This window comes from Nostocoides sp. HKS02 (assembly GCF_009707485.1).
Taxonomy (GTDB): Bacteria; Actinomycetota; Actinomycetes; order Actinomycetales; family Dermatophilaceae; genus Pedococcus.
This window is the reverse complement of record NZ_CP046121.1, coordinates 3465043-3482451: the sequence shown is the minus strand read 5'-3', so window position 1 is coordinate 3482451 and position 17409 is coordinate 3465043. Positions and strand designations below refer to the sequence as shown.

The 17409-nt window shown below is 73.5% G+C and carries 16 protein-coding genes and 1 pseudogene; 7 read left to right on the top strand and 10 right to left on the bottom strand.

The window, feature by feature from the left end; all coding sequences use genetic code 11:
• Positions 1-49 precede the first annotated feature (49 nt).
• Positions 50-283 (bottom strand): annotated as a pseudogene (locus tag GKE56_RS18460) (hypothetical protein); the annotation flags it as partial.
• Positions 284-328: 45 nt separating this feature from the next.
• Here GKE56_RS18460 and GKE56_RS16780 point away from each other — a divergent pair.
• Positions 329-1150: a uracil-DNA glycosylase gene (locus tag GKE56_RS16780; protein WP_154685521.1), complete on the top strand. Its 822-nt coding sequence runs from the start codon at positions 329-331 to the stop codon at positions 1148-1150.
• On the opposite strand, the gene GKE56_RS16775 is transcribed toward GKE56_RS16780, so the two are convergent.
• Positions 1147-1434 (bottom strand): DUF1905 domain-containing protein, encoded by a 288-nt coding sequence (locus GKE56_RS16775; RefSeq protein WP_154685520.1) that lies wholly within the window; start codon positions 1432-1434, stop codon positions 1147-1149. The genes GKE56_RS16780 and GKE56_RS16775 overlap by 4 nt on opposite strands.
• Before the next feature lie 111 nt (positions 1435-1545).
• Here GKE56_RS16775 and GKE56_RS16770 point away from each other — a divergent pair, with 111 nt between their 5' ends.
• The gene (locus tag GKE56_RS16770) at positions 1546-2526 is read left to right on the top strand and encodes a quinone oxidoreductase (protein WP_154685519.1); all 981 of its coding nucleotides are present in this window, start codon (positions 1546-1548) and stop codon (positions 2524-2526) included.
• A 43-nt stretch (positions 2527-2569) separates the two neighbouring features.
• Complete coding sequence (locus GKE56_RS16765; protein WP_370518424.1) at positions 2570-3670, top strand: DNA polymerase IV; 1101 nt, start codon at positions 2570-2572, stop codon at positions 3668-3670.
• A gap of 34 nt (positions 3671-3704) precedes the next feature.
• Here the strand turns inward: GKE56_RS16765 and GKE56_RS16760 are convergent, their stop codons facing one another.
• The 3 genes from GKE56_RS16760 to GKE56_RS16750 all read right to left on the bottom strand — a co-directional run bounded on the left by GKE56_RS16760 (position 3705) and on the right by GKE56_RS16750 (position 8334).
• The gene (locus tag GKE56_RS16760) at positions 3705-6185 is read right to left on the bottom strand and encodes an ATP-binding protein (RefSeq protein WP_154685517.1); all 2481 of its coding nucleotides are present in this window, start codon (positions 6183-6185) and stop codon (positions 3705-3707) included.
• Between the two features lie 117 nt (positions 6186-6302).
• On the bottom strand, positions 6303-7001 hold the full coding sequence (locus tag GKE56_RS16755) for a response regulator transcription factor (protein ID WP_154685516.1): 699 nt from the start codon (positions 6999-7001) through the stop codon (positions 6303-6305).
• Positions 6970-8334 carry an ATP-binding protein gene (locus GKE56_RS16750; protein WP_154685515.1) on the bottom strand — a complete coding sequence of 455 codons (1365 nt, stop codon included), beginning with the start codon at positions 8332-8334 and terminating at the stop codon, positions 6970-6972. Before GKE56_RS16750 ends, GKE56_RS16755 begins: the two co-directional genes overlap by 32 nt.
• Positions 8335-8459: 125 nt before the next feature.
• Here GKE56_RS16750 and GKE56_RS16745 point away from each other — a divergent pair, with 125 nt between their 5' ends.
• Together GKE56_RS16745 and GKE56_RS16740 are read left to right on the top strand one after the other, a co-directional pair.
• Entirely contained in the window at positions 8460-9797 is a 1338-nt protein-coding gene (locus GKE56_RS16745; RefSeq protein WP_195908190.1) for a PspC domain-containing protein, read from the top strand.
• Between the two features lie 4 nt (positions 9798-9801).
• On the top strand, positions 9802-10167 hold the full coding sequence (locus GKE56_RS16740) for a hypothetical protein (RefSeq protein WP_154685513.1): 366 nt from the start codon (positions 9802-9804) through the stop codon (positions 10165-10167).
• Here GKE56_RS16740 and GKE56_RS16735 read toward each other — a convergent pair.
• Positions 10164-10862 carry an NUDIX hydrolase gene (locus GKE56_RS16735; RefSeq protein WP_154685512.1) on the bottom strand — a complete coding sequence of 233 codons (699 nt, stop codon included), beginning with the start codon at positions 10860-10862 and terminating at the stop codon, positions 10164-10166. The genes GKE56_RS16740 and GKE56_RS16735 overlap by 4 nt on opposite strands.
• A complete protein-coding gene (locus tag GKE56_RS16730) occupies positions 10859-11986 on the bottom strand; it encodes a glycosyltransferase (protein WP_154685511.1) in 1128 nt (375 codons plus the stop codon). Before GKE56_RS16730 ends, GKE56_RS16735 begins: the two co-directional genes overlap by 4 nt.
• A 35-nt stretch (positions 11987-12021) precedes the next feature.
• Between GKE56_RS16730 and GKE56_RS16725 the strand changes: the two genes are divergently transcribed.
• Entirely contained in the window at positions 12022-12840 is an 819-nt protein-coding gene (locus tag GKE56_RS16725) for a PIG-L deacetylase family protein (RefSeq protein WP_154685510.1), read from the top strand.
• Positions 12841-13099: 259 nt separating this feature from the next.
• Here GKE56_RS16725 and GKE56_RS17735 read toward each other — a convergent pair whose 3' ends face one another.
• Positions 13100-13276 carry a hypothetical protein gene (locus GKE56_RS17735; protein ID WP_230209055.1) on the bottom strand — a complete coding sequence of 59 codons (177 nt, stop codon included), beginning with the start codon at positions 13274-13276 and terminating at the stop codon, positions 13100-13102.
• A gap of 35 nt (positions 13277-13311) precedes the next feature.
• Between GKE56_RS17735 and GKE56_RS17730 the strand changes: the two genes are divergently transcribed.
• Positions 13312-13911 (top strand): lysylphosphatidylglycerol synthase domain-containing protein, encoded by a 600-nt coding sequence (locus GKE56_RS17730; RefSeq protein ID WP_230209054.1) that lies wholly within the window; start codon positions 13312-13314, stop codon positions 13909-13911.
• A gap of 161 nt (positions 13912-14072) precedes the next feature.
• Here GKE56_RS17730 and GKE56_RS16715 read toward each other — a convergent pair whose 3' ends face one another.
• Both GKE56_RS16715 and GKE56_RS16710 read right to left on the bottom strand, forming a co-directional pair.
• Entirely contained in the window at positions 14073-14756 is a 684-nt protein-coding gene (locus GKE56_RS16715) for a response regulator transcription factor (RefSeq protein WP_154685509.1), read from the bottom strand.
• Positions 14753-17308: a DUF4118 domain-containing protein gene (locus GKE56_RS16710; RefSeq protein ID WP_154685508.1), complete on the bottom strand. Its 2556-nt coding sequence runs from the start codon at positions 17306-17308 to the stop codon at positions 14753-14755. The genes GKE56_RS16715 and GKE56_RS16710 overlap by 4 nt, the downstream gene beginning before the upstream one ends.
• Positions 17309-17409 lie beyond the last annotated feature (101 nt).

Below are 17409 nucleotides of genomic sequence, written 5' to 3'. Positions count from 1 at the left end.
CGATCCGGTTGGTGAGCACCCGGGTCTTGCCCGACCCGGCCCCCGCGACGATGAGCAACGGGCTGCCCTCGTGGAGGACGGCCGCGCGTTGCTGCGGGTTGAGTCCCTCGAGGAGGGTCTCGGGGTCGGCGCGGTGGGCGGCGCCGTCGTCGGGACCGCTGCCCTCGGCGGCCGCCTGGGCCCAGGTGGGGACGCCGCGCTCGTCGACGGCGGTCGCGCGGGCAGCCGCTGCCGTCGGTCGGGTGCCGGGCTCGGGGAAGAGGTCGTCGAACAGCGTGCTCATATCGGCTCCAGCCTACGTGCCACGGGCGACAGATAGGTTCAGCCCATGAGCTGCGAGCACCCGGTGACCGGCCAACGGTTCGACTCGCCGGTCCCCGCAGGCACGGGGTGGCCGGGCGACCCCGCTACCCCGACGACTCCGGTGGCCCTCACGCCGGACCAGGTCAGCTCGCTGGCTCGGTCGGTCGACTCGGTCGCCGAGCTCGACGCGCGGATCAGCGTCTGCCGCGCGTGCCCGCGCCTGGTCCAGTGGCGCGAGGCGGTCGCCACGAGTGGACGGCGTGCCTCCTTCGCCGAGCAGCCGTACTGGGGGCGCCCGGGCCCGGGGTTCGGCGACCCGACGGCCGAGCGCCTCATCGTGGGGCTGGCGCCTGCCGCGAACGGCACCAACCGCACCGGGCGCATGTTCACCGGCGACCGTTCGGGCGACTGGCTGTATGCCGCGCTGTTCCGTGCCGGGTACGCCACCCAGCCCGACTCGTGGGCGAGCGGCGACGGGCTGGAGCTGCGCGGCATACGGATCGTGGCGACGGTGCGCTGCGCTCCCCCGGCCAACAAGCCCACCCTGGCCGAGAAGGCCGCCTGCGCCCCGTGGCTGGACCGCGACCTCGAGCTGGCCGCACCGCGCCTGCGCTCGGTGCTGGCGCTCGGGTCCATCGCCTGGGACGCGACGTTGGGCGCCGCCCGCCGACTGGGCTGGGCGGTCCCGCGACCCAAACCGCGGTTCGGCCACGGCGTCGAGGTTGCCTTGACCGCGCCCGACGGGCGCGAGGTGCGGCTCGTCGGCAGCTACCACGTCAGCCAGCAGAACACCTTCACCGGCAAGCTCACCGAGGCGATGCTCGACGCCGCGATCGCCCGGCTCTAGGTGGATCGAGGGTCGGGGCGGTCCACGCGCTCGACCAGCCGGACCGTCACCTCGTCACCGGTGGTCTTGCCGATCGCCGTGCGGACCGCGGCCTTGACCGGCAGCTTGTGGGTGCCGTCGCCCAGCGCCATGAACGAGCTCTCGAACGGAACGCCGTCGACCGTGCCGCGCACCTTCACCAGGCCCCGGGTGCCGAAGTACTCGGCTGAGCGCGGCCACACGACATACGTCCAGCCGCCCGGGTTGGGGCTCGTGACCAGCTCCGCGGTGAACTCCTCGTCCATCACCGACCTCCTCCAGAATGGTGCCGCCTGCACCAGATCAGACTCCCACGCTGGCCAGAACTCATCGCCGGGTGCCGCAGGTGCCAGGCGGGGTCGGCCTACAGTGGCGAGGTGACTTCAGCGCGCGCACTCGTGGTCCCCCGTACCGGCGACTCCTCGGTCCTGGAGGTGCGAGAGGTCGACGTCGCTCCCCCCGGGCCGGGTGAGGTGACGGTGGCGGTGGCTGCCGTGGGCGTCAACTTCATCGACGTCTACCAGCGCCAGGGCGTCTACCCGCTGCCAACCCCGTTCGTCTCCTGTTCCGAGGGGGCGGGCACCGTCGTGGCCGTCGGCCCCGGCGTCGAGTCGCTGGACGAGGGCGACCGGGTCGCCTGGGGTGGCGGCCTGGGCGCGGCAGCCACCCTGGTGAACCGCTCCGCCTCGACGCTCGTGCCGGTTCCCGCCGGCCTCGACCTCGAGGTCGCCGCTGCGGCGATGCTCCAGGGCATGACCGCCCACTACCTGGTGAACTCGACGTATGCCGTGGGAGCGGGCACGGTGGCGCTTGTCCACGCCGCGGCCGGCGGCGTGGGTCAGCTGCTGGTCCAGATGATCACGGCCAAGCGGGGCAAGGTCATCGCCACGGCGGGGTCCGCGGACAAGCTCGGCATCGCCCGCGAGCTCGGCGCCGCGGCAGCCATCAACTACCGGGACGCGACCGACCTGGCCGCCGAGGTCCGGGCCGCCAACGGCGGACGGGGCGTCGATGTCGTCTACGACGGGGTGGGCAAGTCGACCTTCGACGCCTCGCTCGGCTCGCTGCGGCCGCGGGGCATGATGGTGCTCTTCGGTGGCTCGAGCGGCCAGGTCGCGCCCTTCGACATCCAGCGGCTCAACTCCGGTGGGTCGCTGTTCCTCACCCGCCCCACGCTGGGCCACTACATCGCGACCCGCGCCGAGCTCGTCGAACGCGGCACCTCGGTGCTCGGTTCGCTGGCCGCGGGCCACCTGCGCCTCGAGGTCGGGGGCCGCTACCCCCTCGAGGAGGCGGCGGCGGCATACGACGACCTCGAGGCACGCCGCACGACCGGCAAGCTGCTGCTCGTCCCCTGACGCCTGGCTGCGGGCGGGCCGCGCAGCGGGCAGGATGATCGCCATGACGCAGCCAGCGCCATGGGTTCTGCACGTCGACCTCGACCAGTTCATCGCTGCCGTCGAGATCCTGCGGCGCCCCGAGCTCGCCGGACTACCCGTCATCGTGGGCGGGCGCGGCGACCCGACCGAGCGCGCCGTGGTGTCGACCGCGTCCTACGAGGCGCGAGCATTCGGGGTGCGCTCCGGGATGCCGCTCAAGACGGCCGTGCGACGCTGCCCCGAGGCGGTGCTGCTGCCCGTGGACGCGCCCGCCTACGAGGCCGCGTCGGCGGTCGTCATGCAGACCCTGCGGGGTATGCCGGGCGCGGTCGTGGAGGTGCTCGGCTGGGACGAGGCGTTCGTGGGCGTGACGACCGACGACCCGGTCGCGTATGCCCAGCGGATCCGTGCGGCCGTCCTCGACGCCAGCGACCTGCACTGCTCGGTCGGGGTGGGCGACACCAAGGTCCGCGCCAAGATCGCCACCGACTTCGGTAAGCCCCAGGGCGTGTTCGTGCTGACCCGGGAGAACTGGTTCGAGGTGATGGGCGACCGCCCGACCATCGCGCTGTGGGGCGTCGGGCCGCGCATCTCCGCGCGGTTGTCGGCGCGCGGCTACACCACGGTGCGCGAGCTCGCCGCGGCCGACGAGGCCGAGCTTGTCGCGGAGTTCGGACCGACCATGGGGCCGCACTACGGCCGGCTCGGGCGCGGCGTCAGCTCCGCCACCGTCGACGACACCCCGTGGGTCGCCCGCGCCCACGGGCGGGAGACGACCTACCAGTCGAACCTCGCCCTGCCGCAGGAGGTGGCCGACGCGGTGCGGGCGCTCGCGGCGCAGGTCGTCGAGGACCTCCGCCGCGAGGGCCGCCCCTGTGCCCGGGTGTTTCTCAAGGTGCGGTTCGCGCCGTTCTTCACGACGAACCGCGTGCGCAAGCTCCCCACACCGACCTTCGACGCCGACGTCATCGCCGGCACGGCGCTCGACCTGTTCCGCGAGCTCGCCGACGACCGGCCGGTCAGGCTGCTCGGGGTGCGAGCCGAGATGGTGCCGCCCGAGGGCGGGTATGCCGCGCCACGCAGCACCGGACGCGGTGGGCCCGCGGCCGGCCCGCGGGACTGACGTCAGGGCTCGGAGCCCCGGCTGCGGGCCTCCCCTACGCGGGCAGCTCGCCGGTGAGCAGCACCTCTTCGGCGACCTCACGCAGCTTGATGTTGTGGTTGGCGCTGTGCTGGCGCAGCAGGTCGAACGCGGCGTCACTGGTGACGCCGTGTCGGGCCATCAGGATGCCCATCGCCATCCCGATCCTGCGGCCGGTCAGGAGGGCCAGCTCGAGGGTGTCGGCGCGGTTCTCGGCCTGGCCAAGGGCGGCAGCGCGCTGCTGGGCCAGCTGGTGGTGCACCCGCAAGCGGGACAACAGCTCGACCGGCTCGAACGGCTTGACGACGTAGTCGTCGGCCCCCGCGGCCAGTCCCTCGGCGGCCGCCTCGGAGCCGGCCCGCGCCGAGAGCAGGATGATCGGCACGTGCGTCATGCGGGGGTCCTGCCGCGCCATCCGGACCAGGTCCAGCCCGCTCTGCCCGGGCAGCATGATGTCCGACAGGACCAGGTCGGGAACCTCCGGCGCCGCCAGGGCGGACGCGACGTCCCCGACCGCGGTGACCTCCCAGCGGTCCGAGGTGAGCAGCCGGGTGAGGTAGCCGCGCAGGTCAGCGTGGTCCTCGACCAGGAGCAGCCGTCCGACGCCGGTCCCGGTCGAGGGCGCGGCCCCAGCCGCGCTCCTGGCACTGGTCGTGGTCGCGGCAGGCGGGGCCTGCGCGTCCGGCCGGTCGAGCAGGCCGGCCAGCGACAGCTCGGGGAGGGCTGCCGGCGCCGGGTGGGTCGGGGCCGGCCGCTGCCCCGTGGCCGGGGTGCCGACCGGGAGCCGGACCGTGAACGTGCTGCCACGACCGAGCGCGCTCGCCACGGTCACCGTGCCCCCGTGAGCCCTGACGAGGTCGGCCACCAGCGCCAGGCCGATGCCCGCACCGGGCACGCCGGGGCGCGACTCGCGACTGACCTGCCGGAAGCGCTCGAAGACATGCTCGTGCTCCTCGGGCGGGATGCCGCACCCGGTGTCGGACACGGTCAGCTCGAGCTCGTCAGCCTCGCGCCGCAGCGCGACCGAGACCGAACCGGAGTCGGTGAACTTGAACGCATTCGACACGAGGTTGACGACGACCTTGGCCCAGGCCTCGCGGTCGAGCCAGGTCGTCCCGACCTCGGCGACGTCGAGCTCCAAGGCAAGACCAGCGCTTTCGAGCGCGCTGCGGAACATGCTGACCAGCTCACGGGTGTATGCCGCGGCGTCGAGGGCCTCGACGACCGGGACCAGGGTGCCGGCCTCGGCACGAGCGAACTCCAGCAGGGCGTCGACGAGGCGGTTGAGCCGCCCGACCGCGCGCTCCACCGCATCGACGTGGTCGACCAGCGCGGGGTCGAGGTGCTGCTCGCGCAGCTCACGGGTCGCCGACATGGCGATGGTGAGGGGGGTGCGGAACTCGTGGCTGACGTTCTGGAAGAACCGGGTCTTGCTCGTGTCGAGGTCGGCCAGGGCCGCGGCCCGTCCCCGTTCGTGCTGGGTGGCGGCGGCATCGGCGAGGAGGGTGGCGACCTGGCGGGTGATCAGGTCGAGGAAGTTGCCGTAGGAGTCGTCGAGCTGGCGGTAGGGGTTGGCGCCCAGGACGAGCACGCCTGCGACGGCCGGCGCGTGGCCGGTGCGCACCGGCAGGACCATCGCGCTGTTCGGGCGCACCGGACCGAGCGGACCGGGTTCGGCTCGCAGGTCGTCCTCGGGCCCGAACGACACGAACTTCTTGCGGCGTTGGGTCGCGACCTGGCGGAACGGGTGCTCTGAGGCGGCCGGGATGCGCTCCGGCAGCGCGCGCGCGGAGGGCTCGACGCCGTAGCACGACGTGAGCACCAGGTCACCGGTGCCGTGCTCGTCGCGCAGGTACAGAGCGGCATACGGCAGGGCCCGGCGGTTGCTGCTCATGATCTGCATCGCCTGGTCGCAGACCTCCTGGGGGCTGCCCAGCTCGGCGCTGGAGACCACGGCCAGGGCGTGCACCGTGTCGAGCCGGCGGGTCTCGATGACCGGCTTGGACATGTCCGTGGTCGCCACGAAGACGCCCAGGACGCTGCCGTCGGCGTCGCGGATCGGGCTGTAGGAGAAGGTCCAGTAGGTCTCCTCGGTGTAGCCGTGCCGGTCGAGGAACAGGAGCAGCTCCTCGGCATACGTTGCCTGGGCCCCGTGGAAGACGTCGGCGGTCAGCGGCCCCAGCTCGTCCCACACCTCCTGCCAGCACTCGGCAGCTGGTTGACCCATCGCCTGCGGGTGCTTGGAGCCGAGCAGGTGGCGGTACGCCTCGTTGTAGATCTGGACCAGGTCCGGGCCCCACCACAACAGCATGGGCACCTTGGACGGGAGCACCGTGCGGATCGCGGTCCGCAGCTCCTCCGGCCACCCGTGCGGGTCCCCGAGCTTGGTGGCCGACCAGTCGGTGACCCGGGCCAGCTCGGCCGAGGCATCCGTGCCGGGGAACATCGCTGCCAGGAGGTCGGCAGTCTCCTGTTCGCCGGAAACGAAGGTGGTCACGGGCAGAATCTATAGTGATCGCCACCCCGGTGTGCAACCCCCTCCTAGCGGATAACCGCAGGTCAGGCGTGGTGCACCCGCCGTTCACCCGGGCCCCGCACCCCCGCGGCGCACCCGTCAGAGGAGGCGCCGCCCCATGGCCCACGCGGTGAGTTCGTGGCGCGAGGACAGCTGCAGCTTGCGCAGCACCGAGGACACGTGGGTCTCGACGGTCTTGATCGAGATGAACAGCTCCTTGGCCACTTCCTTGTACTGGTAGCCGCGGGCGATCAGCCTCATCACCTCGCGCTCGCGGGCCGAGAGCCGGTCGAGCTCCTCGTCCAGCTCCGCGACCTCGCCTGCCGCCGCGCCGAAGGCGTCGAGCACGAAGCCGGCCAGCCGTGGCGAGAACACCGCGTCGCCGTCGGCCACCCGCCGGATCGCCCGGGTGAGGTCGGCGGCACTGATCGTCTTCGTGACGTACCCGCGGGCACCGGCCCGGATGACGGCGATGACGTCCTCGGCCGCGTCGGAGACCGACAGCGCGAGGAACCGCACCGGCTGCCCCTGCTCGGTCTCGAGACCCCGGCACCCGTGCAGCACGTCGACGCCGCCGTTGCCGTTGCCGCCGGGCAGGTGCACGTCGAGCAGGACGACGGCGGGTCGGGCCTCGCGGATGACGGCCACGGCCGCCTCGACGTCGGGGGCCTCGCCGACGATGTCGACGGTGTCGCCGACCTCCGCGCGCACCCCCGACCGGAACATCCGGTGGTCGTCGACCAGGACGACCCGGACGGGGCTCAGCTCAGGCGTGCTCACGGTTCTCCTCGGCGGCATGCTGGGTGGCGGACTGGGTGGGGGGCTGGGTGGCGGACGGTGGCGGCAGGGTGAGGCTGACCTCGGTGCCCTGCTCGAGGCGCCGCACCCGCGCCTCGCCCCCGTGCCGGGTCATCCGTCCGAGGATGGACTGGCGGACGCCTAGGCGGTCGGGCGGCACGTCGTCGAGCTCGAAGCCCGGGCCGTGGTCGCGGACGAACGCCTCGACGCCCAGCGGCCCGACCTCGACGTAGAGCGAGACCGGCGGAGCACCGTGGCGGACCGCGTTGAGCAGGGACTCGCGGATCGCGCGCACCAGCGCGGTGCCGCCGTCGTCGAGCGGCCGGTCACCGGTCGCGACGACGTCGATCGGTATGCCGTGCAGGTCCTCGACCTCGTGGGCCGCCTCCGCGATCGCGGCGGCGAGGGTCGCATCGGTGCCGGTCGGTCCGGCATACAACCACGCGCGGAGCTCGCGCTCCTGGGCCCGGGCCAGCAACGTGACCGCCCCGGGGTCGTCGGCCTTGCGCTGGATGAGGGCCAGGGTCTGCAGCACCGAGTCGTGCAGGTGCGCGGCGATGTCCGCGCGCTCGGTGGCCCGCGCCAGCTCGGCCTGCTCGCGGCGCAGGTCGGACCAGAAGCGCAGCCCCCAGGGTGCCGCGATGAGGATCGCGCCCGCGAGCACGGCCAGTGCCGCGGCCCCGATGTCCCAGATCGCACTGAGCGAGCGGCCGCGCGAGGCCAGCACGATCAGGCCCGCCATCGCCAGGACGACGCCGAAGGCGAGCCGGGCCACGCTGAACCGGCGGGTGCCACCCTCGGATCCGAGCCACCGCCCGCGCTCGGAGTCGTCGAGCTGGGACCAGGCGATGACCGCGCCCACGGCGACCACGAGCAAGGGCACGAGGATCCCCAGGCGGGCGTTGAACCCGGCGTTCTGGGCGACGACGAACAAGCCGACGAGCAGGAGTCCCCCGCCCACGAGGAGCACCCGGGTGGCTTCCTGCTCACCGGGGCGGGCGGGCACCTCGACCGGGCGCGCGGCCGCGGAGAGGGCCGCGAGGTCGGCAGGATCGGCGGACCGCCGCGCGCCACGCGTGAGGCCGCCGACGGTCTGCGGGGACAGCGCCCAGAGGAACACGTAGGCGACCACGCCCGCGCCGGTCGGAAAGGACAGCAGGACGAAGGCCACCCGCACCAGCCGCACCGGCCACCCGAGGTGCTCGGCCAGGCCGACGCAGACGCCAGCGAGGATCTTGCCCTCGACGGGCCTGCCGTAGGCGGGCCGGGCGGGACGTCGCTGCCCGACTGCTGGCTCGTCCGTGCCGCTCGGCCGGTCGTAGGGGGTGGGCATGTCCTCATCCTGACGCACCCACCCGACGATTCCTACGGAACTCAGGGTGGTCAGCGGCCGCTTCAGGGTCGGTTCAGGGTCGACCCTCATGGCAGCGCGGCCGCCGCGCCACCAACATGGTCGCTATGACGCAGATCCCCGGGCCAGTCGCCGGCCCGCCCCAGAACACCGCTGCAGCGCCGTCAGGGCCCTCAGCGTCCTCAGCGCCCTCAGCGCTCGACCGGTTCTTCGACTGGCTCCGGTCCCTCGACGTGCGCCGCGACACCGACGACAAGTGGCTGGCCGGGGTCTGCTCCGGCCTGTCGAACCGCCTCGGGGTCGACCGGCTCGTCGTGCGTGCCGCCCTGGTCCTGCTCGTCCTTCTCGGCGGCATCGGCATCACGCTCTACCTCCTCGCGTGGGCCTTCCTGCCCAACGCCCGCGGCGAGATCCTCGCGGAGCGAGCCGTCCGCGAGGGCGCCGTCGGGCCCATCATCCTGCTCGTCATCGTCGTCCTGTCGCTGCTCGGTGGTGGCGGGTTCGCCCACGACGGCCCCGGGCTGGTGTGGCTCTGGTGGCTGGTGCTCGGCGGGTTGGTGGTCTGGATGGTGACCCGTCACCGCGCCCAACCGGCCCAACCGGCCCAACCGGCCCAACCGGCCCAACCGGCCCAACCGGCCCAGTCAGCCCAGGCCTATGCCGCGACCGCCCCTGTCGCCGGCGCGACCGCGCCCTTCGTGGGCGCGCCGGCCACCGTCGCCGCTGCGGGCGGCCCCGGCGTTCCCCCGCCCCCGCCGGTCATGATCGCGCCGCGACCCCCGCGTGTGCCCCGTCCGCCACGTCGGCGCAGCGCCGGCTTCACGGGTGCGGCGCTCGTCGGCGGCCTGGCCCTCGCGGCATACGGGCTCGCGCTCTGGGGGCACGACACCTTCGGGTGGCGCGGCAGCGGCGACGTCGTCGCCCTGGCGTCAGCGCTCGCGGTGACCGGGCTCGGGGTCCTCGGCTTCGGCCTCGCGGGCCGCCGGGCAGGCTTCCTCGGGTTCATCGCGGTCGTCCTGGCCCTGGCCACCTGGACCGCGTCGGTCGTGCCGAACCTCAGCTTCGGCGGCGGGGTCGGCGACCGCGTGTGGCGGCCCAGCGCCACCGACACCACGAGTCGCTACCGCCTCGGGGCCGGCTCTGCCGAGCTGGACCTGACCTCGCTGCCGACCAGCACCGGCACTCCCCGGACCATCGACGCGGGCATCGGAGTGGGCGAGCTGCGCATCCGGATCCCGGCCGACCACACCGTCGAGGTGCGCAGCACGGTCTCGGTCGGCGACATCGCGCAGTGGCACCCGGGCAGCCTGGACCCGTCCGCGGACACCACGGACGGCCGTGGTGGCCGCAACCTCAGCACCGTCGAGACCTTCGGCACCGGCCCCGCTGATGTCGTGGTGACCGCACACGTCGGCCTCGGCCAGATCCTCATCGGCAAGGAGTGACACCGTGACCACGAACCTTCCGGGCGATGCCCAGCAGGACCCGACCGTCGCCAGCCCCGACACAGCAGGTCGGGACCTGCGCGACCAGACCAGCCCACTCCCCCAGGGCTTCGGTGCCGAGCGCGAGCGCCCCGTCATCGTGACCCCCCAGCGGCCCACCGGGCCGCACGTGCCCGCGATCATGCTCGGCCTGGTCTGCGTGGTCGTCGCCGGGCTGGCCCTCGGCCAGGAGCTGGGCGCTTTCACCGTCGACTGGGGCAACGTCGGCCCGCTCGGCATCGTGGCGGCGGGCGCCGTGCTCGTGGCCTTCGGACTCGTGGGGGTGCTCGGCCCGCGCCGGAGCACGGGCGAGCAGAACCAGCAGGGCTAGCGGGGCGGCTCGAGCCAGCGCCGCAGGTGCGGCGCGAACGACCGCCCCAAGGGGTACCGCTCGACCTCGTCGAACGGCACCCACCGCACCGACTCCGTCGAGCCGCCGACATCGTGCACGACGGGGTCGGTCGGTGCGGGGCACCACGCGGCATACACGATCCGCACGGCGTGGAAGTCCTCGAGGCGCCCGCTGGGGGCGCGGCCGATCCAGTGCGAGGTGTGCGCCTCGAGGAGCCGCACCCCCTCGATCTGCTGGCCGCTCTCCTCCCACACCTCGCGGTGCAGGGCCGCCACCGGCTCCTCGCCGGGGTCGAGCCCGCCCCCCGGCAGGGTCCACCGGCCGGGCGCGGAGGTGCGCGCGGACAGCTCGGTGAGCAGCAGCCCCCGCTTGCTGGTGACCACGCCGTATGCCGCGGTGCGCTGGTACGGACGGGCCCGCTCCCCGGGCTCGACCACGAGGTCCGCGTCGGTCGGAACGACGCCCTCCACCCCTGCCTCCGGGGTCGCCGGCACCACCCGGTACGCGAGCACGAGCACACCACCGTCCTCGAGGAAGGCGTCCACGAGCCGGGGGCTGCCCCAGCCGAGCCGTCCGAGGGCGCGGACCGGGTCGGCGCCGTGTCCGACGAGGAAGCTGGCGACCACGCGCTCGCCGTCCGTCGTCGCGTGCACCCGGATCGACACCTGCGTCATGACGCTCCCGCCCGGTGGTACTCGCTCTCGGCCAGCGCCGCGACCGCTGCCCAGCTCTGCGCGGGGGCGACCGTCGAGTTCTCGTCGGCGATCCGGCGGCGCAGGTCGGTGTCGGTGACCAGCGCGGCCAGGGCCGAGGCGAGCGCGTCGTCGTCACGCCCGAGGACGCCGTTCACCCCGTCGGTCACGAAGTCGCTCACCCCCGTGTCTGCGCGGGCCAGGACCGGCAGCCCCGCCGTGCGCGCCTCGAGGGCGGCGATGCCGAAGGCCTCGAGCCGCGCCGGGGTCATGTAGACGTCACTGGCCCAGTAGTGCGACCGCAGCTCGTCACGGCTCACCCGCCCCGGCAGCGACACCCACGTGCCCATGCCGTGGCGGGCGATGTACTGCTCGAGCCGCCGTCGCTCGGGTCCGTCCCCGAACAGGTCGACGTGCAGGTCCACCGCCGAGGCCACCCGGGACCGGGCCGCGCGCGCGATCTCCAGGACGGCGCCGGGTCGTTTGCGCGCGGCGAACCGCATCGCGGCGACGACGCGCACCGGACCGCCGCCGCGCGGCATCCGGCCGACCGGGGGCGCCCATGCGGCGACGTCGATGCCGTTGGGGAGCACCCGCACCTGCGCGGCATCACCGACGACCGCCTGCACCCCGGCAGCCGCGAGGCCCGACACGGCCGACAGCGCCGCCCCGCGCCGGCCCCACCGCCGCGCGTGGCCGAGGGCACGGAAGACCGGCTGGGAGCGACCCATGAGGCAGTGCCACGTGATCGCGGTCGGCAGCCCCAGGCCCAAGGCGACCCCCGCGAGGTCCGTCGCGAACGGGCTGACCACGCCCATGTGCACGTGGGCGACGTCGAAACCGCCACCCCGCAGCCGGCGGCGCACCTCGGGCGGCGCGAGCGGGTTGACGGGGAGCTCCCAGGGCAGCCGCAACGCCATCCGGTGGACGGGCACACCATCGACGTCCTCGACCGCCCCGTGCCGCTCGCCGTGTGGGCCGGGCGTCGCGGTGAACACCTCCACCTCGTGGCCGCGAGCCCGCAGATGGGCTGCGAGGTCATGCGTCTGGACCTCGATCCCGCCCAGTCGGGGCAGGTAACAGTCCGTCAGCAGCGCCACCTTCACGGTCCTGAGCCTCCCATGCGACAGGATGACTCGTGATGACCCACACCCTCGTGGCCTTTCACGCCCATCCCGACGACGAAGCCCTGCTCACGTCGGGCACCATGGCGCGCGCGGCTGCCGAGGGTCACCGCGTCGTCCTCGTGGTGGCCACCGACGGCGACCTCGGCCTGGCCTCGGACGCGTATGCCGCCGACGGCCGGCTCGGCGCGCGGCGGCTGGACGAGCTGCGCACCTCGGCCGCGGCGCTCGGCGTGGCGCGGGTCGTCCACCTCGGGTACGCCGACAGCGGGATGGGCCCCGAGCTGTTCCCCGACCCCCCGGGCCGGGTCCGGTTCATCAGCGCTCCGGTCGACGAGGCCGCCGCCCGGTTGGCCGACGTGCTTCGCGAGGAGCAGGCTGCCGTGCTGCTCAGCTACGACCGCCACGGCGGGTACGGCCACCGCGACCACGTGCGGGTCCACGAGGTCGGCGCACGCGCCGCAGAGCTCGCCGCCACGCCACGAGTGCTGCAGGCCACCGTGCCGCGCGACCTGCTGGTCCGGGCCATCGACCTGGCCGCCAAGGTCTACCGCTTCCCACCCGACTTCGACCGCGACGGGTTCACCCGGGCGTACAGCGCGCGCGCCGAGATCACCCACCGCATCACCGTGCGCCGGTATGCCGCCGCGAAACGGGCGTCCATGCGGGCCCACGCGTCGCAGGCGAGTGCGCAGGACGGTGCCGACCGCACCCTGGCCGCGTTCGTGCGGATCCCGCGCCCGCTCTACGACCTCGTGTTCGGGCGCGAGTGGTTCATCGACCCGGCCCGGCCGCCGGGGCTGCGCGTGTCACGAGACATCTTCGAGGGCCTGTGAGCGCCGAGGTGGGACGCGTCAAGACCGAGCGGGCAGGCCGGAGCCGGGCGCGCACGGCCGTCCAGGCAGTTCTGGGTCTGGGCCTCGCGGCGTTCCTGCTGGTCTGGGGGCTGCCACACTTCGGCAACACCTCCTGGGGTGCCGTCTGGGGCGTCCTGCAGCAGGTCCCGACCGCCACCGTCCTCCTGCTCGTGAGCGGGGTCGTCCTGGGGCTCTACTGCTACACCTTCACGCTGACCGGGTCGATGCCGGGGCTGCGTCACTGGCAGGCGCTGATCGTCAACGTCGCCGGGTCTGCGGTCGGCAACCTGCTCCCCGGCGGCGGCGCCGTGGGCCTGGCGGCGACGTACACGATCTGCCGCACGTGGGGCTTCTCGAGGCGCGACATCTCGACCTCGGCGATCGTCACCGGCGTCTGGAACGTCCTCTCGCGCATCGCGCTGCCACTCCCTCGCCATCATCGGCCTGCTGGTGGGTCGCTCCGCCGACGTGCCCGCGACCCTCGCCGATGCGGCCATCGCGGCCACGATAACCGGGCTGGTGATCCTGACGACGTTCATCTCGATGGTGGCCTCGGAACGCGCCGCGCTCGCGATCGGCCAGGGCATCGACCGGCTGGCCGGCCGGCTCTTCCACCGGCGCTCCATGAGCGTCCGGGCGCTGGTCGTGGACCTGCGCGCCCGGATCAACGAGGTCGTGCGCACCGGGTGGCTCAAGATGACCCTGGGACTGGTGGGCTACTTCGGCATCTACTACCTGCTCTTCCTGCTGTGCATGCACACCACGGGGGTGCACCTGTTCTACGGGCAGCTCTTCGCGGCATACGCCATCGGCCGCCTCGCCACCGCCGTCGGCGTCACCCCGGGCGGTCTCGGCGTGACCGAGTCCGTGACGGTCGCGGCGCTCGTGGCCTGGGGGGCCGGGCACCCCGAAGCAGTGGCGGGGGCGGTGCTGTTCTCGGTGTTCACCCACGTGCTGGAGGTGCCGCTCGGGGCGCTCGGCTGGCTGGCGTGGTCGCTCAGCCCCAAACAGGCACCCGCCGACAATGCTGCCCACCACCTCGCGTCCTGATCTCTGGCTCCTCCCCCTCCCTCGCTCGCTCGCTCGGCAGGAACCTCTGCTTGCAGAGGGTCGTGCCGCCAGGGCAGGTTGCACCATAGTCTCGCTGCAGCAACCTCTGCAAGCAGACCTTCCTGCAGCGGGGGCGGCACCGAACTGCGGGGGTATGCCGGTCAGTCGCCCACCAGCCGGTAGCCCTGGCCCGGGTCGGTGAGCAGGTACCGGGGACGACCCGGGTCGGGCTCGAGCTTGCGGCGCAGCTGGTTGGCATAGACCCGCAGGTAGTTGGACTCGCGTCCGTAGCGCGGACCCCACACCTCACGCAGCAGCTCCTGCTGGGTGACCAGGTGGCCCGGCGTGCGGGCCAGCACCTCGAGGAGGCGCCACTCGGTCGGTGTGAGGCGCACGGGTGACCCAGCGACCACGGCCTGCCGCTCGTCGAAGTCGAGGGTGAAGCGGTCGGTGGCGAACGGTGGCAGGGTGGGTTCGGACGTGTCGCGGTCTCGGCGCAGGGCGACCCGGACCCGGGCCAGCAGCTCCTCCATGGCGAAGGGCTTGGTCACGTAGTCGTCCGCCCCCTCGTCGAGCGCCTCGACCTTGTCGACCGAGTCGGTGCGCGCCGACAGGACGATCACCGGCACGTCCGAGACCTGTCTGATCCGCCGCAGGACCTCGACGCCGTCGAGGTCCGGGAGCCCGAGGTCGAGGACGATGAGGTCCGGCGGGGACTCGTGGAACGCCGTGAGGGCTGAACGTCCGTCGCCGGCGGTCTCCACGGCGTACTCGCGGGCCCGCAGGTTGATCGCGAGGGTCCGGACGAGGTGTGGCTCGTCGTCCACGACGAGGATCGCGCTCACGTCCTCATCCTGTCAGCCGGCTGGGCCGGCGACGCCGCGCTGGCGGGCGACGGCCTGCCCGCCGCCGCGAGCTCGAGGACCACCGTGAGGCCACCACCTGGGGTGTCCTCGGCGACGATCGTGCCTCCCATGGCCTCGACCAGGCCCCGCGCCACTGCGAGCCCCAGACCCACGCCGGTGCCCGCCCGCGGCGCGTCACCGAACCGCTGGAAGGGCGCGAAGATCAGCTCCTTCGCCTCCTCGGGGACCCCGACGCCCCGGTCCACGATCCGCACCTGGACGCGGTCTGCGACGGCCGAGGCGTGCACCACCACCTCCTGCCGTCCGGGCGAGTGGCGCAGCGCGTTCTCGAGCACGTTGGCCACCACCCGGTCGAGCAGGCCCGAGTCGGCGAGCGCCGGTGGCAGCCCGGGCGCGATGACGAGGCGCACCCGGTCGCCGCCAGGTAGCTGGGCGGCGGGCACCGACACCGCGGTCTCGACGTCGACCGGCTCCAGCCGCGGTGTGACCGATCCGCTCTGCAACCGGGACATGTCGAGCAGGTTGGTCACCAGTGCCGTGAGCCGGTCGGTCGACTCCTCGATGGTCTCGAGCAGGGATGCCTCGTCCTCCGGGCTGAAGGACACCTCGCCCTGACGCAGACCTGATGCGGCCGCCTTGATGCTGGCCAGCGGCGTGCGCAGGTCGTGGGAGACCGCGGCGAGCAGCGCGGTGCGGGCCCGGTTGTCCTTGGCCAGGGCCGACGCGCGCCGCGCCTGCTCGACGAGCTCGTCGCGGCGCACGAGCGCGCCCGCCCGGGCGGCGAAGGCGGAGACCAACCGGCGGTCGGCACCGCTGAGCACCCGCCCGAGCAGGACGAGCGAGCGTCGGTCGTCGACCGGCGCGAGGACCGACGCGGACGGGATCGCCTCGACGTCGAAGCCCTCGGTGGCGCTCACCACCGACCAGGGCTCGCGCACGTCCGACCGGCTCACCACGGCCGCCCCGTCGACCCCGAAGAAGTCCACGGCCTGGCGCAGCAGGGCGGGCAGCTGGTCGCGCTCGCCGAGCAGGGACTCCGCCGACGACGCCAGGGCGGCAGCCTCGCGCTGGGCCGCGCGCGCCGAAGCAGCACGGCGCTCGCTGAGGTGGACCACCGACGAGACCGACACCGCGACGATGAGGAACACCAGCAGCGCCACGAGGTTCTGCGAGTCGGCGATGGACAAGGTGTGGACCGGCGGGGTGAAGAACCAGTTGAGCGAGAGGCTGCCGAGCACCGCTGCGACGATGGCCGGCCACAACCCACCCAGCAGCGCCGACAGCACGGTGAGGAGCAGGAAGAGGAGCACCTCGAGGGGCAGGTCGTGCCAGTGCCCCGGGACGTGGAGTATGCCGGTCAGCCCGGCCGTGCCCAGGGTGGCCAGGACCCAGCCGAGCGCCGTGCGCCGCCGACCGAGCTCAGGTCCGAGCTGCCAGCGCACGCGCGCGCTGCGCGTCAGCTCGTGGCTGACCAGGTGCACGTCGATGTCGCCGGAGCCGTCGACCACCCGCTGGCCCACCCCGGGGGCGAACACGGCCTGCCACCGTGGGTGCCGCGAGGCGCCGATGACGACCTGGCTGGCGTTGACGCTGCGCGCGAAGTCGAGCAGCGACTCGGCGACGTCCGCGCCCTTGATGGTGGTGAAGGTGCCGCCCAGCTCGCTGGTGAGCCGGCGCAGGTCGGCGACATCCTCGAGCCGGGCGGCCACCAGCCCGTCGGGAGGGGTCACGTAGACGGCGAGGAGCTCCCCACCCGCACCTCGCGAGGCGATCTGGGCCCCACGGCGAAGGAGCGTGCGCCCCTCCGGGCCGCCGGTGAGGGCCACGACGACGCGCTCCCGGGTCGGCCAGGTCTCCACGATCGCGTGGTCGGTCCGGTACCGGTCCAGGCCCTCCTCGACCCGGTCCGCCACCCACAGCAGAGACAGCTCGCGCAGGGCCCCGAGGTTGCCCTCGCGAAAGTAGTTCGCCAGGGCCGCGTCCACCTTCTCCGCGGGATAGACGTTGCCGTGGGCGAGCCGACGGCGCAGCGCCTGGGGCGACATGTCGACGAGCTCGAGCTGGTCCGCCCGGCGGACCACCTCGTCGGGGACCGTGTCGTCCTGTCGCAGACCCGTGATCGCCTCGACGACGTCGTTGAGTGACTCGAGGTGCTGGATGTTGAGCGTGGACACCACGTCGATGCCCGCCTCGAGGAGGTCGTCGACGTCCTGCCAGCGCTTGGCATGGCCGCTGCCCGGGGCGTTCGTGTGGGCGAGCTCGTCGACCAGCACGACCTGGGGCCTGCGCGCGATGGCGGCGTAGACGTCGAGCTCGACGTGGGTCACCCCGCGGTGCTCCACCTGCCGCACCGGAAGCCGCTCCAGCCCGTCCATGAGGGCTGCGGTGTACGCCCGACCGTGGCTGTCGCACACCCCGATGACGACGTCGGTCCCCCGCTCCCTGCGGCGGTGGGCCTCCGAGAGCATCGCGACCGTCTTCCCGACGCCCGGCGCGGCCCCGAGGTACACCCGCAGCGAGCCCCTCGTCATACGGCGATTCTCGCCCCTCCCCGGCGGCGACGCGTCGTCCGACCGGCCGGTGTCCCCGTACAGATCGCGTCAAGAGCCTTGACCCGGACGCCGTCCGCGCG

What these genes read in the sequence shown, in the direction of transcription:
- GKE56_RS16775 (WP_154685520.1), bottom strand. Translation starts at nt 1,434, where the DNA reads ATGGACGAGGAGTTCACCGCGGAGCTGGTCACGAGCCCCAACCCGGGC.
- GKE56_RS16765 (WP_370518424.1), top strand. Translation starts at nt 2,570, where the DNA reads ATGACGCAGCCAGCGCCATGGGTTCTGCACGTCGACCTCGACCAGTTC.
- GKE56_RS16735 (WP_154685512.1), bottom strand. Translation starts at nt 10,862, where the DNA reads ATGACGCAGGTGTCGATCCGGGTGCACGCGACGACGGACGGCGAGCGC.
- GKE56_RS16755 (WP_154685516.1), bottom strand. Translation starts at nt 7,001, where the DNA reads ATGCCGCCGAGGAGAACCGTGAGCACGCCTGAGCTGAGCCCCGTCCGG.
- GKE56_RS16780 (WP_154685521.1), top strand. Translation starts at nt 329, where the DNA reads ATGAGCTGCGAGCACCCGGTGACCGGCCAACGGTTCGACTCGCCGGTC.
- GKE56_RS16750 (WP_154685515.1), bottom strand. Translation starts at nt 8,334, where the DNA reads ATGCCCACCCCCTACGACCGGCCGAGCGGCACGGACGAGCCAGCAGTC.
- GKE56_RS16710 (WP_154685508.1), bottom strand. Translation starts at nt 17,308, where the DNA reads ATGACGAGGGGCTCGCTGCGGGTGTACCTCGGGGCCGCGCCGGGCGTC.
- GKE56_RS16745 (WP_195908190.1), top strand. Translation starts at nt 8,460, where the DNA reads ATGACGCAGATCCCCGGGCCAGTCGCCGGCCCGCCCCAGAACACCGCT.
- GKE56_RS17735 (WP_230209055.1), bottom strand. Translation starts at nt 13,276, where the DNA reads ATGCGCGAGAGGACGTTCCAGACGCCGGTGACGATCGCCGAGGTCGAG.
- GKE56_RS16725 (WP_154685510.1), top strand. Translation starts at nt 12,022, where the DNA reads ATGACCCACACCCTCGTGGCCTTTCACGCCCATCCCGACGACGAAGCC.